The sequence below is a fragment of the Clostridium sp. genome, assembly GCF_047777555.1.
In the GTDB taxonomy this organism is placed as follows: Bacteria; Bacillota; Clostridia; order Clostridiales; family Clostridiaceae; genus Clostridium_H.
Window position 1 is genome coordinate 340906 of sequence record NZ_JBKEEV010000003.1, and the last position, 17582, is coordinate 358487.

A 17582-nucleotide genomic window follows, 5' to 3' on the forward strand; every position below is an offset into this window, starting at 1 on the left:
TTAGTTATGGATTACTCTTCTTCTAATCTCTTCAAATTTAGTTTTTATAGTGCCATCTATAACATCGTCCCCTACTCTTACATAAAGACCACCAATTATACCTTTATCTATCTCCTCTTTTAGAATAATGTTTTTACTATATTTTTTTTTCAGCTTTTCTATTAAAGCGCTCTTTTCATCTTCATTTAGAGGTATTACACTTTTAACATGGGCAACTAAAATGTTGTTCTTTTCTAAATGAATCTTTTCCAATTCATTAATTTTTTCCTCTAAATAAAGAATCCTATCCTTTTCTATAAGAATTAAAAGAAAACCTAGTATATAATCATCAACTTTTCCTTTAAATATAGATTTAAATACTCTTTTCTTTTGAGAAGTAGTTATCTCTGGATGCTTTACTACGCTTAAGAGTTCCTCATTGGTCTTAATTAGATCAAATATTTCTTTTAGCTCTTTTATATACTCCTCTACTTTTCCATTTTTCTCAGCTATTTCATATAAAGCTAGAGCATATCTCCTATCTAGATATTCATACATAATTAGTTACCTACCTTAGCAATAAAATCTCTAATTAATTCTCTATGCTTAGCTTCATCTATAGATTCTTCTAAAGCTTTCTTAGATAACTCTATAGCTAAATCTACTGTTTTTACCTTGATTTCGTATTCTGCCTTTTCTCTTTCTCTTTCTACTTCTTTTTTTGCTCTTTCAAGAATGAGTTCGGCTTCATTGTGAGCATCAGAGATGATCTCTTGAGACACTTTTTCTGCCTTTTGCTTATATTCTTCTACTATATTTTTACCTTCTCGCTTTGCTAGCTTATATTCATTCTCATTTTCTATTTTAAGTTCTTCAGCTGCTTTTCTATCTTCTTCAGCTTTTTTTATGTTATTTTTAATAGACTCATTTCTTTTATTAATAATTTCATTAACGGGCTTAAATAGAAAAAATGAGAGAATTCCTAAAAGCAATAAAAAATTTATAATCGTCCATACAAATGTTGGTATAGTAAATTCCATCATTTTGTGATTAAAGCCTCCCTTCAGGCTTATCTTCGCCAAACCTATTTATCGAAACCTATTTATTATATAAGATTTCCAATTCTTAATACTAATAATATTCCTATTAAGAAACCATAAATTGCTGTAGCTTCTGATAAGGCACTACCAACTATCATAGTTGACATTATTTTTCCACTTGCTTCTGGCTGTCTTGCTACACCTTCTACCGCTTTAGCTGTAGCATTTCCTGTTCCAATTCCTCCACCTATACATGCAAGAGATGCTATACCTGCTCCTATGGCACACATTCCTGCTACAAATGCTTCTGAACTAATATTCATATTTATTCCTCCTAATCATCATTTTAAATTTTTATAATAAATCGCTTAGATTTTTATGATTGTATAATCTTTAGCCTATGACTCTTAACATTCTTAGTGTTCTGATACTGTTTTGATGTTTATCATAGTCAGCATTGCAAAAATAAGCATCTGAAGTCCACCATCAAAAATATCAAAATAAAAATGAAGCGGTGCGGGTATTGCTAACTGCCCTATTCCTAATGGAGTTTTAGCAAGTCCACTATATACTAATTCTATGATTATTGATGCTGCAGTGATATTTCCAAATAATCTTAGGCTTAAAGATACTGGAAGCATTATTCTTTCCATTATGTTTATAGGAAGTAAAACCCACGTAGGTCTTGCATATCCCATAAAGTAACTTTTTAATCCATGTTTTTTTATAGCATATGCTTGAATAACCACAAAGCTTATAGCTGCTACTCCTGAGGTAACGCTAAAGTCTGTTGTTGGAGGTTCAACACCAAATAAACCTGAAATATTCATCAATAGAAGAAAAATTACTAAAGTTCCTATATAAGGCACAAACACAGCAGCTCCTTCTCCCATGGTACTTATTACCAAGTTGTTAATACCTTCAACAATCATTTCTACTATGCTTTGTTTTTTATCTGGTGTCCCTTTTAATATATTTTTCACTATAATACAAAAGATTAAAAAAATTAGCACTATGACCCATTGAATAATAACTGCCTCTGATATGCTGAATTTATATCCTAACAAGCTAAGAATTATTCTTCTTTTTTCCTCCATTCACTCACCCCTCTCATTTTTTAGTGATAAGCCATAAATAATTAAAGAAAAAAAACGAAAGGTATAGCCTAACATATAAGCTATTACATTAAATCTATTATGTGTAAATAATACTGCTCCTATGATACCTACCAAAAATATTCTAAAAAAATACCCTAAAACCATTAAAACTTTACCATTATTTGTATTTACAATAATGGCATACTCAGTTATATAACTATTTATAAAAAAGTTTATAATAGCAAGAAAAAATCCTAACAAGCATACAAACACATAATCAGATTTTATAAAATAAACAACTGTTCCTAGAACAAGTCCAACAATTAAATCTAAGCGAATTATACTTCTCAACAGTTGTTGAACTTCGTCGCTTTTTTTCATTTTTCCTCCTAAAATTTTAATATAATAAACTTTATTATATAATCGCTGTGAATATATTCAAATGCTAAAATATTTAATAATCTGCTGTGGCTTAATAAATATAGCGGTGAAAACGCTATTTTCATTAATTTTCTTCAGTTTGTATTAGATTTCAATTTATTCAACTTTTTTTGATAATTTCTTATTAATTTATCCTATATTTATAATTTTCACAATTTGCAATCAATTATTTTTTAAACTTATTTCTTTTTTATTTTATTTTTTCTGTATTAGTACTGATTTTAAAACCATACTTTGTTATATATTAATTATTTTCTTTTAATATAGTTTGAATTAACTTATCAATTTTCGTGCAATATTTGTAATAGGTAAATTATATATAAAATTTATACTGATTAAATAAATTCCAAAAAATATCCACTAAGATATGAGTTAAAACATACAATTAAGTAGAAGTTGAATAACTATTTTATTCAGCTTGTACCAATTCTCAGCGCATATAAAAAGAGTGACTACATTTAATATGTAATCACTCTCTTTTATATTATTAAATAATGATATTTATTGGGTTCGCTTCTTATCTTTCAACTATAAGACTTGTTCCCATTCCTCCACCTATGCAAAGTGTAGCTAAACCTTTTTTACAATCTCTCTTTTGCATTTCATGAAGTAATGTTACAAGTATTCTAGCACCAGATGCTCCAATTGGGTGTCCAAGTGCTATAGCTCCTCCATTTACATTTACCTTATCCATATCAAATCCTAATTCTCTTCCAACAGCTATGAATTGAGCTGCAAATGCTTCATTAGCTTCTATTAAATCCATATCCTCTATTGTAAGTCCAGCTTGTGCAAGAGCTGCTCTAGTTGCTCCTATTGGACCAACTCCCATTATTGATGGGTCAACACCCTTTGAACCATAAGATACTATTTTAGCTATTGGCTTAATTCCTAATTCTTCTGCTTTTTCAGCACTCATAACAACTATTGCAGCTGCTCCGTCATTTATTCCTGAAGCGTTTCCTGCTGTAACAGTTCCACCCTTCTTAAATGCTGGTTTTAATTTAGCTAATTTTTCTTCAGTTGTTCCGAATCTTGGGAATTCATCAGTATCAACAACTACTTCGCCTTTTTTAGTTTTAACTACTACTGGAACGATTTCATCTTTAAATCTTCCTGTTTTAATTGCTTGTTCTGCTAAGTTTTGAGATCTTGCACCAATAGCATCTTGTTCTTCTCTTGTAATATTCCATTGTTCTGCAACGTTTTCAGCAGTTATTCCCATATGATATTGGTTAAATGCATCCCATAAACCGTCTTTTATCATTTCATCGATGAACTTTCCATCTCCCATTCTTTGTCCCCATCTTGCATTTGGAACTAAATAAGGAGCTTGTGACATGTTTTCCATTCCACCAGCCACAATAATATCTGCATCTCCTGCTTTTATTAATTGTGCTGCTAATGATACTGCTCTTAAACCAGAACCGCAAACCTTGTTTATTGTGAAGCATGGTTTTTCAACTGGTAATCCTGCTTTTATTAAAGCTTGTCTAGCTGGGTTTTGACCTAATCCTGCTTGTAAAACATTTCCCATTATAACTTCATCAACTTGACTTCCATCGATTCCAGCTCTTTTTAAAGCTTCTTTTATAACGATTGCGCCTAATTCAACTGCTGGTACATCTTTAAAAGCTCCGCCATAGCTTCCTATAGCTGTTCTTACTGCACTTGCAATAACTATTTCCCTCATACTAAAACCCTCCTAATTTTTAATCCTTATGTTTTTAGATTTTTCTAAAGATTGTTATTTTATCATCATTTTCTATTATACTTATAATTTTTTTTATAAGCAACTCTCAATTCACCCGTATTTGTTAATATTTTGACAATATTTAAAATATATATGATTATTTTAAGTTTTTTGTACATTTTCTATGATTTACGTGGTATGACCAATTTTTTGTTCACTAAACACAAAAAAATCCGCGTTACGCGGATTTTTATATTCTCTCAACTATAAGTGATGTTCCCATTCCTCCGCCTATACATAGAGTTGCTAATCCTCTTTTACAATTTCTTCTTTCCATTTCATACAATAAAGTAACTAATATTCTTGCTCCTGAACATCCAATTGGGTGTCCAAGTGCTATAGCTCCTCCATTTACATTTACCTTATCCATATCAAAATGCAAATCTCTAGCTACAGCTATACACTGAGATGCAAAAGCTTCATTAGCCTCTATTAAGTCTATATCTTCTATAGATAATCCTGCTCTTTCAAGAGCTATTCTAGTAGCTCCTACAGGTCCATATCCCATAACTGACGGATCCACTCCTTTTGATCCATGGGATAGTATCCTAGCCATAGGCTTTACTCCTAATTCCTCTGCTTTATCAGCGCTCATAATAACTAATGCTGCAGCTCCATCATTTAATCCCGAAGCATTTCCAGCAGTAACCGTTCCTCCCTGCTTAAAGGCTGGTTTTAATTTCTGCAAAGCTTCTATAGTTGTGCCATCCTTTGGATATTCATCGGTATCGAAGATTATTTCTCCTTTTCGGCTCTTAATTCTCACAGGAATAATTTCATCCTTGAATTTGCCTTCTTTTATTGCCTTTTGAGCTAGGGTTTGAGATCTTAAAGCAAATTCATCTTGTTCCTCTCTTGATATATTCCACTGCTCTGCTATATTTTCTGCAGTTATCCCCATGTGATAGTAATTAAATGCATCCATTAACCCGTCATGAATCATGGAATCTACAAGCTTTCCATCTCCCATTCTCATACCCCATCTAGCATTCATTGCTAAATATGGAGCTTGTGACATATTTTCCATTCCACCTGCCACTATGATATCAGCATCTCCATTAGCTATAAACTGTGCAGCCATGCTTACACTTCTAAGACCAGAACCGCAAACCATATTAATTGTGACAGCAGGAACTTCAACTGGAATACCTGCTCCTATAGATGCCTGTCTTGCTGCATTCTGACCACTTCCAGCTTGGAGAACTTGACCCATTAAAACTTCATTTACCTGTTCCTTTATTACGCCTGCTCTTTGAAGAGCTTCCCTAATGACTATAGCTCCCATCTCTGCTGCTGTGATATCCTTTAAAGTTCCACCGAACTTTCCAATAGGAGTCCTTACACCACTTGCTATTACTACCTCTCTCATCTAACCTTCCTCCTTAGTTCTGTTGTATAAAGGATGTTATCTAAGTCTTGTTAAAAACTTCTCAATTAGTTTGATACACATGCTAACATTTTTAATCATTTTTTTACATATTATTTCATATGTTTTAATATGCTTTCTACTATTCTAATTGAGGCCTTTCCATCGCCATATGGGTTTACTGCTTTGCTCATTCTATAATATTCTTCCTCATTATTTAATAAAATATTAGCGCAATCTACTATATTTTCGACATTAGTTCCTACGATTTTTACAGTACCTGCCTCCACAGCTTCTATTCTTTCAGTTACATCCCTTAAAACTAAAACAGGTTTTCCAAGATGAGGAGCTTCTTCTTGTATTCCTCCTGAATCCGTCATTATGAGGTAGCATTTTTTCATTAGATTATGAGTATCTCTAGTATCTAAAGGTGGTAAAAGATGTATTCCATCTACTCCTTCCAAATACTTATATACTGTTTCCTTTACAACAGGATTCAAATGTACTAGGTATATAATTTCTATATCTTCATTGCTTTTTTTTAATTTTAGCAAAGCCTTGCATATATTCTCTATTCCACTTTCCCAATTTTCCCTTCTATGGGCAGTGACCATTATAATTCTTTTGTTAAAGTCAATTTCATTTAATTGTTGATTATCAAAAATATAATTTTCTTTTATGGTATAGTTCATAGCATCTATAACTGTGTTTCCAGTTACAAATATTTTATCTTCTGATACTCCTTCTTTAATTAAATTATTCTTATTTCTAAATGTTGGTGCAAAATGAAAGTCGGCTATAGCTCCTGTAAGTTTTCTATTCATTTCCTCTGGGAAAGGAAAATACTTATTATAGGTTCTAAGCCCAGCTTCTACATGTCCAACTTTTATTTTGTTATAAAAAGCCGCAAGAGAAGCTGCAAATGTGGTTGTTGTATCTCCATGGACTAAAACTATATCTGGCTGCTCTTTGCTTAATATTCCTTCTAAGCTTTGAAGAACATTGGTTGTAATGCCGCTTAAGCTCTGCCTTTCCTTCATTATGTTTAAGTCATAGTCAGGTGTTATATTAAAAAGAGTTAGAACTTGGTCTAACATCTCTCTATGTTGTGCTGTAACGCATACTACCGATTGAATTTGATTATTCTTTTCTAATTCCTTAACCAATGGAGCCATTTTTATTGCCTCTGGACGAGTTCCAAATACGCTCATAACCTTTATCTTTTTCACGTTTTCACTCCCTATTTTTTCATTATGCTTAAATAAATGTCAGCTCTGAAATTTTTTTAAACACATTCTATTCCTTAGGTTTGAAAAATCCTAATTTCCAAGCAATTAATCCAATAACTATTATTACTGCTGTAAGTAAAAAATATGATCTTGCTGTACTAATCTGCATTGCAATTATTGAAATGCCACCTAATATTGCACTAATTAGATACATTATTATTACTACTTGTCTTTGACTCAATCCCATGTCTAAAAGCCTATGATGTAAATGCCCTCTATCCGCTTGCATTATAGGTTTCCCATTTACCTTTCTTCTAATCATAGCAAATAAAGTATCATATATAGGCAGTCCAAAAGCTAAAATTGGTACAGCTATTGCAAAGGTAGTAGCTGACTTTATAGTTCCTTCTAAAGATATAGCTGCTAGTAAAAACCCTAATAATTGGGCTCCTGTATCTCCCATAAATATTGATGCTGGGTTGAAGTTATATGGTAGAAATCCAAATATAGCTCCACTCAAGATAGCTGTCAAAAGGGCTGCTTCCCGCCTACTATTTAGGACTGCTATAATAAAAATTGTAAACGAACATATAAATGCCACTCCTGCTGCAAGTCCATCTACACCATCTATTAAATTTAAAGCATTTGTAATTCCAACTACCCATAATATAGTTATAGGTATAGACCAATATCCTAAATTTATATATGAACTTCCTGTAGGAAAAGGATTTGTTATGCGAATTATATGAACTCCAAATATTATAAGAACTATGGAGCCAGCCAATTGAAAGGCTAATTTCATCCAAGGTTTTAAATCCTTCAGATCATCAATTAAGCCGCCAATTACAATTATGGTTGCTCCTATTAAAATACCCTTTTCCGATTTATTTAAAGGCCCTTCCTTTAAAATCATTGTAAGTAGAAAGGATATATATATAGCAATACCTCCAAGCAAAGGTATAGGCTCTTTATGTATCTTTCTTTTATCTTTAGGTATATCCAATGCTTTTATATAAAATGCAAATTTTTTAATAAAAGGTGTTAATACAAATGATATCAGTACTGAAATCATGGTCAAAACTTTTACACTATTCATACTCATTTTTTAACCTTCCTTTTGTTAGTATGATCCATCCCCTTTTAGTGAATCATCATTATCTATCCATTCTTGAACATCTATGATTCTAAAATCTTTCTTTGTGTCTCTTATAATCACCCTAGTTATACCAGCATTTATTACGAATCTTTTGCACAAAGAACATGGTGATGCATTTTTTACAAATTCTCCATTTGACATTTCTCTTCCAACCAAGTACAATGTAGACCCTATCATATCCTGCCTTCTCGCAGATATAATTGCATTTTGTTCCGCATGAACCGATCTACAAAGCTCGTACCTAGTTCCTCTCTCGACTTTTAATTCCTCTCTTCTACAATATCCTAAATCAGAACAATTTTTTCTTCCCCTTGGAGCTCCTGAATAACCTGATGATATGATTTCATCATGCTTTACAATTATTGCTCCAAAATTACGTCTAATACAAGTTCCTCTTTCTAATATAGTCTCACAAATGTCCAAATAATAATTATGTTTATCTATTCTATCCATGTCTTATTTTCACTCCTAAAAAACTTATAACAGTTCCATTCTATATTATTCTATACCATAAACGAAATAATTGAAAGATTTAATAAAAAACTTTAAATAAAGAATATCTTTTGTAGAATCTTGATTTTAGTATAATATACTTATTTTAAATTAAATAAAAAAGCTAAATTGCAATAAATTAATTACAACTTAGCTTTCTTATTATATATTATTTAGTTCCAAAAAGTCTATCTCCTGCATCTCCAAGACCTGGTACTATATATCCATGCTCATTTAATCTTTCATCTATAGCTGCTGTATATATATCTACATCTGGATGAGCGTCCATTACAGCCTTAATTCCATTTGGTGATGATACAAGGCACATCAATCTTATATTTTTAGCGCCTCTCTTCTTTAAAGCATTAATAGCATCTATAGCTGATCCACCTGTTGCAAGCATTGGATCTGTAACTATAATTTCTCTTTCATTTATATCCTGAGGCAACTTGCAGAAGTATTCTACAGGTTTTAGTGTTTCTTCATCTCTATATAGTCCTATATGACCAACCTTTGCTGCTGGTATAAGTTTTAACATACCATCTACCATTCCAAGACCAGCTCTTAGTATTGGTACTATTGCAACTTTTTTTCCTGAAAGCATCTTAGCCTTTGTTTTGCATATAGGTGTTTCTATTTCTACTTCTTCTAATGGGAAATCTCGTGTAACCTCATATGCCATAAGCATAGCTATTTCTTCTACAAGTTCTCTAAAATCCTTAGCACCTGTTTCCTTACTTCTTATGATAGATAATTTATGTAATATCAAAGGATGTGCAATTTGTGTTACCTTACCCATAAAAAAATTCCTCCTAATAAATTTATATATTTTGTTCTATTTATAATATTTTTTCTCTACTTCTTTAATTTTATCAATTCTTCTTTGATGTCTTCCACCTTCAAATTCTGTTCTTAAAAAAGTATCTACTATATCTAAAGCAAGGCCTACACCTATAACTCTCTCTCCCATAGCTAGTATATTTGCATTATTATGTTCACGAGTTGCGTGAGCACTAAATGTATCATGGCATAAAGCCGCCCTTGCTCCTGGAACCTTGTTAGCTGTTATACTAACTCCTATTCCTGTTCCACATATAACTATACCAAATTCATAGTTTCCGGCTACAACTTCCTCTGCTACCTTCTGAGCAAATTCAGGATAGTCACAAGATTCCTCTGTATATGTTCCAAAATCCTTAACTTCTAATCCCTTTTTTTGCAAGTGTTCAATAACCGCATTTTTTAGCTTAAATCCACCATGATCGCATCCTATAGCTATCTTCATAATGCTCCCTCCTAAATTATATTTTATACAAAAAAAGAAGATACTTGCAGCATTTGCCACTATCTTCCTTTTAATTTATGTAACAATAATTCTACACTTTTGCTTAAAACATCAAATGTAGTATTATATGTTTTCATATCACCACCGTATGGGTCTAATATATCATCTTTTAAACCTATATATTCATTTAGAGAATATACCTTGTTTTGATATTCTGGAAAAGCTTCGGATATTATTTCCTTCATATAATAAGTCATAGTTAAAATAAGATCACTTTCCCTTAAAAGCTCTTCTGTTAACTGAACAGCATTTCTTTTACTAATGTCCACCCCAAGGTTTTTCTTGACAAGTATAGCAGTATTTTTAGAAGTTTTGCTTCCAGGTACAATAGAAATTCCAGCAGAATATGCTTCTATATCTTCTATATCACATATATTATTGAATATAGCTTCAGCCATACAACTTCTACATGTATTTCCTGTACAAACAAATAAAATCTTCATACTGCCCTCCGTTAATCATTAATATAGGTTATATCAAAACCAGCTGATTTTTTTAGCCTGTTCATAACAGCAATACCTATACCTTTTTCTTCAAAAGCCTCTGATAATATTATGTCTACATTTTCATCATCAAATTCCCTCAAAGTCCTGAACAAGTTTTTACCTACACTTCTTAAATCTTTTCTGCTTCCTAAGGATTTAACTATGCCTTTAGGATAATCTTTTATGCTTTCATCAGTTGCCATAATTCCAACTCTTTTACCAGCATCCATATAATTTTGCACCATTTCGTTAATTTTTGCAATAGTTTTTTGCAAATTACCGCTAATAATTTTTACTGGAGCTTTTGGTGCATAATGCCTATACTTCATTCCTGGAGCTTTTGGTCTAAAATCTCCTTCAGGCTTTTTCATAATGGCAGGGTCTATATATATATCCTTATGAATTTCCTTAAGCATCTCCAAAGTAACACCGCCTGGTCTTAACACACAAGGAGGTTCTACAGTGCAGTCTACAATAGTAGATTCCAATCCTACATTACACTTCTCTCCACCTATTATATAGTCAACTTTTCCAAGTAAATCTTCTATACATCTTTCTATGTTAGTTGGACTAGGCTTTCCAGATATGTTAGCTGAAGGCGCTGCTATAGGAACTCCAGATTCTTTAATTAGTTTGTTAGCTACAGTATTTGAAGGCATTCTAATTCCTATAGTGTCAAGTCCCGCACTTGTTACATAAGGAATCTTAGAAGATTTTTTCATTATTAATGTTAACGGTCCTGGCCAAAACTTATCCATCATTTTTTTTGCAATGTCTGGAATTTCCTCTACTAAATCATCAATTTCAGTATTTGCTACATGCACAATAAGAGGATTATCTTGAGGTCTTCCCTTAGCAATAAAAATCTTTTTTACTGCTTCTTCATCTAAAGCATTTGCTCCAAGTCCATATACAGTTTCTGTAGGAAATGCTACAAGTCCACCCTCTCTTATAACCTCTCCTGCTTTCTTTATTATTTCATTATCCGGCATGTCACTATCTAAATATTCCACTTTTGTATTCATGTATCTTCACTTCTTTACTTTAAATTTTTTTAACAGATCATTGGTAAATTATAAATTTAGGATATTTACTTACCGATTATTTTATTACAACACATTAGTAATTACAAGTCCTAATATTAGCCCTAGTAGTATACTAAAAGTTACAGCTTTGCCATCCCATAATCTTAGAGATTCTGGAAGCATTTGTCCAAAAACTACGTAAAGCATTATTCCAGAAGCTATGGCTAAACACTCTCCTAAAACTATATCTGAAATATTACCTATGTACATTCCAACTCCAGCTCCAATTAAAGTAGGAAATGCTGTTATAAATGCATAGTTTAGTATTTTTGATACCTTTACTCTAGATACCATAAGAGGAGCTGAAACTGCTATTCCTTCAGGTATATCATGAATGGCTATTAGCACACTCATCTTAATTCCAAGGCTGGCATTAGCTAAAAAACCAGCTCCCATAATAATCCCCTCTGGGAAATTATGAATCATAAGACCTAATGCAGCCATAAATGCAGCTTTAGTATGAGTGTCGCTAAAAAATCTTCCTTCGTTCCCACTGAGCATATCAACTAACATAATAATAAAAATTCCAATTATAGAAAAAGTAATAGTATTAAAAAAGTTTATCTTCTCTACAGCTTCTGGAATTAAGTCGAGCATAATTATAGAAAGCATGAGCCCTGATGCAAGACCATTTATAGCTCCTATCACCTTTTTAGAAGGTGTTCTTATTATTATGCCTATAGATGCGCCAATCATTGTTCCTGCCAGTGAAAGCAAACTGGCAAAGGTTACTATTAAAATAACTTGCTTATCCAAAATAAACCCCCCTATTCCTAATTTATACTATTTCAGAAAAAGGGAGTTTATTCTTTAATTCTATATTCTTTTATTCTTTTTATAGCCTCTTCTGTAAAATCAGCTCTCGTACAGTTTCTATATAATGAGTCTAAAAACTTGTATTTAATATATCCACCTCTATTTATTATTATATAGTAATATTCTGTTTTACTATCTTCCTTTATATCCTTACAATATATATCAGCCCAGCTATTGTTCTTTAAAAAATTACTATCCACTTTCTTTATGTTTTTATTTCTAAATCTTGATTTTAATATGACTACTATTTCTAATGCTTTTCCTCTATTTATAGAATGTACAGCCCTTACTTTATTGCATTCTATACTGTAATTATCTCCTAGAATACCGTTTTGAATCTTCAGCCTACTTACATATTGAAATTTTAAAGTTTCTCTATTGAGTCTGACTAATACAACAGCAATTATGAAAACTTCTATCAATATTAAATATATAAGTAAAAACAAGGAAGATATTTTAGAAACATATGCGGCAGTTGGAAGCAAAATGAAAATAAAGCCCATAGATAGCATAAATCTTTTAATAGATTTTTTTTGCTTTCTAATGGCCTTATTTATGTTCATAACTACACCTCTATAATTATTAATATTATAATTATTCGTTACCCATATTCTTCATTTTTTCAGCTTGTTCTGCTGTTACTAGAGCATCTATTATTTCGTCCATTTCTCCATCTAAAAAGGCATCTAGTTTGTATACAGTAACTCCTATTCTGTGGTCTGTAACCCTTCCTTGTGGATAGTTATAAGTTCTTATTCTTTCACTTCTATCTCCGCTGCCGACTTGACTCTTTCTATCTGCAGAAATAGCTGCATTTCTCTCCTGCTCTGCCTTTTCGTAAAGTCTAGCTTTTAATATTTTTAAAGCCTTTTCCTTATTTTTAAGCTGAGATTTTTCATCTTGGCAAGAAACTACCATTCCTGTTGGAATATGTGTCATTCTTACAGCTGAATCTGTAGTGTTAACGCACTGTCCACCGTTACCTGAGGCTCTGAATACATCTATTTTTAAATCGTTAGGGTCTATTTCTATCTCAACATCATCAACTTCTGGAAGTACAGCAACAGTTGCTGTAGATGTATGGATTCTTCCGCTGGATTCTGTGTCTGGAACTCTTTGAACTCTGTGAACTCCACTTTCAAACTTCATCTTACTGTAAGCCCCATGCCCCTTTAGCATGAATACAACTTCTTTAAATCCACCAATATCAGTTTCGTTTGAACTCATAAACTCTGCTTTCCATCCATGACGCTCAGCATATCTTGTATACATTCTAAAAAGATTAGATGCAAATAAGGCAGCTTCTTCCCCACCAGCACCAGCTCTTATTTCTATAAATACGTTCTTATCATCGTTAGGATCCTTTGGAAGAAGTGCTATTTTTAAATCTTCCTCTTTATTTGCTTTAGCTTCTTCAAGAGATTTTATCTCCTCTTGGATCATATCTTTCATCTCTTTGTCGCTTTCCTCTGCCAGCATTTCTTTGTTAGCTTCTAAATCTTCTAATATTTTCTTATATTCTCTATATTTATTAACTATAACCTCAAGCTCCGCATGCTCCTTACAGAGTTTTCTCCATTCATTTTGATTAGCCATCACACTAGGGTCACTTATTTTTATAGATAATTCATCATACTTATTTTCTATAAAATCCAATTTATCTAACATTATTTTATCACTCCGTAATCTCTATTTTCACATTTAACTATTATAACACAAATAATTATTCATTGACAATTGCGAATTGATGGCAAACAACACTAGAAAACTTCTACGCAATTTATCGAATTTGCCACTATGTTACCCTTAACATAAATCTAATATTTCTTTTATATCATTAATGACAAAATCATAGTTTTCAACATCGCCAAATCCATATTTTGCAAATACAAAAGGAACTCCAGCAAACATAGCTGCCTTATAATCTCCCTGTGTGTCCCCTACATACACTGCATCATCTAAATTATTTCTTTCTATAACAAGTTTTATATTTTCTCCCTTTGACTTGCATGTATCTCCGAAACATTCATAGTCCTTTATATATTTTTCAACTCCTGATTTTTTCATAAATAATTCAATGTACCCAGATTCACAGTTACTAACTATGAATAAACCGCACTTCTCTGAAAGTTTTTCAATGGTTTCTTTCACACCTGGAAACAATAGGTTATCCATATTTTCTTTTAAAGCCTCATGTTCATATTCAAAGCACTTATTCATTAAAAAATACCTTTGTTTCTCATTAACATCATAAAATAAATCATCTGCTATTTCATCTACAGGCTTTCCAAACTCTTTTCTTAATATATCAGGAGTTACTCTAGCAGACGTTCCTCCTACTTCTAAAATCGCCTTATTCCAAGATCTTGTCACAACTTCTGTTGTATCCCATAAGGTACCATCAACATCAAATATTATATTTTTCATGATAACCTCCACTTTCTAGATTAACTTCATTGTATCCCATTGTCTCAATAGATAAATATAACAATTAATTTAAACTTAGATTCTTATTCCTGTTATAACTCTATTAAGTCCAGCCAAATCCCTAATACACTTAACATCTGTAAACCCTCTATCTCTTAAAATAGCTTGAACTTCCTCTCCTTGGTCATAACCTATTTCAAAAGCTAAAAGCCCTCCCTTATTTAAAACTTGAAGGCTTTGCTCTGTTATCTTTCTATAAAAATCTAAACCGTCTTTTCCTCCGTCTAAGGCAATATGAGGCTCATAGTTCTTAACATCATCCATAAGAGTAGGTATAACTTCCTCTTTTATATAAGGTGGATTAGAAACTACCGCATCAAACTTTCTATTTTTTATTATAGCTTCATCTAGTAAATCACTTTTAAAAATCTTTACTCTATCCTGCATCCCCAATTTATTTATATTTTCTTCGGTGACCTGACAAGCTATATCGGATATATCACAGCAGTAAACTCTAGTATCTTCTACAAATCTTCCTATGGAAATTCCTATAGCTCCACTGCCGCAGCAAACATCACAAATTTCTCTATAGTCATTTTCTTTTATTCTTTCTATAACTTCTTCTACTAAAATCTCCGTATCCGGCCTTGGAATCAATACTCCCTCTCTTACATTAAAATTTAATCCCATAAACTCACATTCGCCCAATATATACTTAACAGGCATCTTATTTTTTCTTAACTCTACCATATCAAAGTATTCTTTTTCTTCCTCAAGGCTAATTTCAAAATCTCTATTTATAGTTATAAATAATTTATCCTTATTTAAAACTTTCTGAAGAAGTAATTGAGCATCCAGCATGTAAGTATCTATGCCAGCGGATTTCAATATGTCATATGCCTTCCTTAAAGCTTGATTTATATTCAAAAAATATCACCACCCACTTTTTAGTAACCAGCGTTATTTTTATTCATGGCTTTCTGTACTGTCCTTTGTACTCTTCCTCTGCTCTTTAAGACTTTCAACTGTTTCAATTCCTTCTGCTACTTTAAGAGATTGTATAGCAACTTCAAGCTGTTCTAAATCCGGCTCTTGTGTTGTAAGCTTTTGCAACATAAGACCTGGATAAGAAAAAATCTTACTTATTACATTATTACTTTTACCCATCCACCTTATAATTTCATAAGTGATTCCCGAAACTACTGGTAAAAGTAGCACTCTATATAGTATCCTCTCCCATATAGAGTTCCATCCTGTCAAAGAAAATAGTATAATGCTTACCATCATAACCAAAAATAAAAAGTTAGTTCCACACCTTGGATGCAATCTTCCTTGCTGTTTTGCATTTTCTGGAGTTAATTCCTTTTCATTTTCATAGCAAAATATAGTCTTATGCTCCGCACCATGATATTGAAATACTCTTTTAATATCCTCCATCTTACTTATTAAGTAGATATATAATAAAAATATGGAAACTCTTATTACCCCTTCAAGTATATTTAAAACTATGGTATTTTCTATACTCAACTTCTTAAATCCGCTAGCTGCAAAAGTAGGAATTATAAAGAACAATAATATAGATAGAGCTAAAGAGAAAATTAGAGATATTCCCATTATAATGTCATTAGTTTTCCCTTTAAATTTTTTCTCCATCCATATATCTAATTTTGATGGCTCCTTATCCTCATCTTCCTCAAAAAAAGATGCGGAATAATTTAAAGTTTTCACTCCTAAAATCAAAGAATCAATAAGCGTTACAAACCCTCTTATTACAGGAAAAGAAAACAGCTTATTTTTTTTTGTAATAGGTGAACATTCTTTAAAATCTATCTCTATTTCTCCATTACTTTTTCTAACAGCAGTAGCTACCCCTTTGCTTCCACGCATCATTACTCCTTCTATTACTGCCTGTCCTCCAACTGAAGTTTTCCTAGCCACATTCTCACCCCTTTTCTAATAATTAATAATTAATAGTAATATTTATTTTACCTTTCTACGCATATACTTATCCTTATACTCAAAATAACATTTAGGGCAAAGTGCCTCATATTTAATGTCATCTTGATTGTCTATTGCTATTTGTTCTCCTTCAAATACAAACTCATCATTTACTTTTCTTCCATTAAGTAAAGCTTTTTTACCACAAGCACATATAGTTTTTAATTCTTCTATGCTGTGAGCTAGCAAAAGAAGTCTTGTGCTGCCTTCAAATCCGTTCATTTGAAAATCTGTACGAAGACCATAGCATATAGTTGGAATATCCATTTTTACTGCAATTTCAAAAAGTTGATCTATCTGCTTTTTTGCAAAAAATTGAACCTCATCTACTAATATACAGTGAACCTTTCCTTTTTGTTCACACCATTCCTCTACTTTTTCATATATATTCTCATTCTTACCCAATAACATGTCTACATTTCTTGTTACACCTAATCTGGAAACCACTGTATTACCGCCTTTGGTATCAGTTCTAGGTTTTATAATTATTACCTTCATTCCTCTTTCTTCATAATTATGTGCTACTTGTAATAAGTTTGTTGATTTTCCACTGTTCATAGCTCCATATCTAAAATATAGTTTACTCATATTTACTTTTATCCTCCAGACTATAATTGTTACAACAACTTATTATATCACTAATTCATTTACCATGTACATTTCTTTGACTTTCTTAGCCTGTTTATTAATGTAAGTATGAATAGCATTATAGAATTATTTCTTTAGTACTGCTATATTAACACACTTTCATTTATATTGCTATTCCAAAGCTATATATAGAGGTTGTAAATCTTTATTTTTCTCATTTTTTATTGATATTTAACTTATGTTATGCTATAATTCTAAGAGTTGACAAATCGGTTTGAATTATTC

At 31.9% G+C, this 17582-nt stretch carries 21 protein-coding genes; all 21 read right to left on the reverse strand.

Annotated elements, in window-relative coordinates; all coding sequences use genetic code 11:
- Positions 1–537 (reverse strand): F0F1 ATP synthase subunit delta, encoded by a 537-nt coding sequence (locus ACFWTK_RS07665; RefSeq protein ID WP_415875415.1) that lies wholly within the window; start codon positions 535–537, stop codon positions 1–3.
- 2 nt (positions 538–539) lie between these two features.
- Positions 540–1019: a F0F1 ATP synthase subunit B gene (locus tag ACFWTK_RS07670; RefSeq protein ID WP_415875496.1), complete on the reverse strand. Its 480-nt coding sequence runs from the start codon at positions 1017–1019 to the stop codon at positions 540–542.
- Between the two features lie 65 nt (positions 1020–1084).
- Positions 1085–1342, reverse strand: coding sequence for an ATP synthase F0 subunit C (atpE, locus tag ACFWTK_RS07675; protein WP_061857998.1), 258 nt, complete (start codon positions 1340–1342; stop codon positions 1085–1087).
- 93 nt (positions 1343–1435) lie between these two features.
- Positions 1436–2116, reverse strand: coding sequence for a F0F1 ATP synthase subunit A (locus tag ACFWTK_RS07680; protein WP_415875416.1), 681 nt, complete (start codon positions 2114–2116; stop codon positions 1436–1438).
- Positions 2117–2497: an ATP synthase subunit I gene (locus ACFWTK_RS07685; RefSeq protein WP_415875417.1), complete on the reverse strand. Its 381-nt coding sequence runs from the start codon at positions 2495–2497 to the stop codon at positions 2117–2119.
- Between the two features lie 577 nt (positions 2498–3074).
- The gene (locus tag ACFWTK_RS07690; RefSeq protein ID WP_415875418.1) at positions 3075–4250 is read right to left on the reverse strand and encodes an acetyl-CoA C-acetyltransferase; all 1176 of its coding nucleotides are present in this window, start codon (positions 4248–4250) and stop codon (positions 3075–3077) included.
- 250 nt (positions 4251–4500) lie between these two features.
- Positions 4501–5679, reverse strand: a complete 1179-nt coding sequence (locus ACFWTK_RS07695) for an acetyl-CoA C-acetyltransferase (protein WP_415875419.1) — start codon at positions 5677–5679, stop codon at positions 4501–4503.
- 110 nt (positions 5680–5789) lie between these two features.
- Entirely contained in the window at positions 5790–6905 is a 1116-nt protein-coding gene (wecB, locus tag ACFWTK_RS07700) for a non-hydrolyzing UDP-N-acetylglucosamine 2-epimerase (RefSeq protein ID WP_415875420.1), read from the reverse strand.
- A 67-nt stretch (positions 6906–6972) separates the two neighbouring features.
- On the reverse strand, positions 6973–8001 hold the full coding sequence (locus ACFWTK_RS07705; protein WP_415875497.1) for an MraY family glycosyltransferase: 1029 nt from the start codon (positions 7999–8001) through the stop codon (positions 6973–6975).
- Between the two features lie 24 nt (positions 8002–8025).
- Positions 8026–8514: a deoxycytidylate deaminase gene (locus ACFWTK_RS07710; RefSeq protein WP_415875421.1), complete on the reverse strand. Its 489-nt coding sequence runs from the start codon at positions 8512–8514 to the stop codon at positions 8026–8028.
- A 208-nt stretch (positions 8515–8722) separates the two neighbouring features.
- A complete protein-coding gene (upp, locus tag ACFWTK_RS07715) occupies positions 8723–9352 on the reverse strand; it encodes a uracil phosphoribosyltransferase (protein ID WP_415875422.1) in 630 nt (209 codons plus the stop codon).
- A gap of 36 nt (positions 9353–9388) precedes the next feature.
- Positions 9389–9838, reverse strand: a complete 450-nt coding sequence (gene rpiB, locus ACFWTK_RS07720; RefSeq protein ID WP_415875423.1) for a ribose 5-phosphate isomerase B — start codon at positions 9836–9838, stop codon at positions 9389–9391.
- 59 nt (positions 9839–9897) lie between these two features.
- Positions 9898–10341 carry a low molecular weight protein arginine phosphatase gene (locus ACFWTK_RS07725; RefSeq protein ID WP_415875424.1) on the reverse strand — a complete coding sequence of 148 codons (444 nt, stop codon included), beginning with the start codon at positions 10339–10341 and terminating at the stop codon, positions 9898–9900.
- Positions 10342–10352: 11 nt separating this feature from the next.
- Positions 10353–11408 (reverse strand): L-threonylcarbamoyladenylate synthase, encoded by a 1056-nt coding sequence (locus ACFWTK_RS07730; RefSeq protein WP_415875425.1) that lies wholly within the window; start codon positions 11406–11408, stop codon positions 10353–10355.
- Between the two features lie 84 nt (positions 11409–11492).
- A complete protein-coding gene (locus tag ACFWTK_RS07735; RefSeq protein ID WP_415875426.1) occupies positions 11493–12224 on the reverse strand; it encodes a ZIP family metal transporter in 732 nt (243 codons plus the stop codon).
- A 47-nt stretch (positions 12225–12271) separates the two neighbouring features.
- Positions 12272–12847 (reverse strand): hypothetical protein, encoded by a 576-nt coding sequence (locus ACFWTK_RS07740; protein WP_415875427.1) that lies wholly within the window; start codon positions 12845–12847, stop codon positions 12272–12274.
- Positions 12848–12878: 31 nt separating this feature from the next.
- On the reverse strand, positions 12879–13955 hold the full coding sequence (gene prfA, locus ACFWTK_RS07745; protein WP_415875498.1) for a peptide chain release factor 1: 1077 nt from the start codon (positions 13953–13955) through the stop codon (positions 12879–12881).
- Between the two features lie 135 nt (positions 13956–14090).
- Positions 14091–14711 carry an HAD family hydrolase gene (locus ACFWTK_RS07750; RefSeq protein ID WP_415875428.1) on the reverse strand — a complete coding sequence of 207 codons (621 nt, stop codon included), beginning with the start codon at positions 14709–14711 and terminating at the stop codon, positions 14091–14093.
- A gap of 75 nt (positions 14712–14786) precedes the next feature.
- Complete coding sequence (prmC, locus tag ACFWTK_RS07755) at positions 14787–15638, reverse strand: peptide chain release factor N(5)-glutamine methyltransferase (protein WP_415875429.1); 852 nt, start codon at positions 15636–15638, stop codon at positions 14787–14789.
- Between the two features lie 39 nt (positions 15639–15677).
- Complete coding sequence (locus tag ACFWTK_RS07760; protein WP_415875430.1) at positions 15678–16649, reverse strand: DUF1385 domain-containing protein; 972 nt, start codon at positions 16647–16649, stop codon at positions 15678–15680.
- Positions 16650–16691: 42 nt separating this feature from the next.
- On the reverse strand, positions 16692–17297 hold the full coding sequence (locus tag ACFWTK_RS07765) for a thymidine kinase (RefSeq protein WP_415875431.1): 606 nt from the start codon (positions 17295–17297) through the stop codon (positions 16692–16694).
- Positions 17298–17582 lie beyond the last annotated feature (285 nt).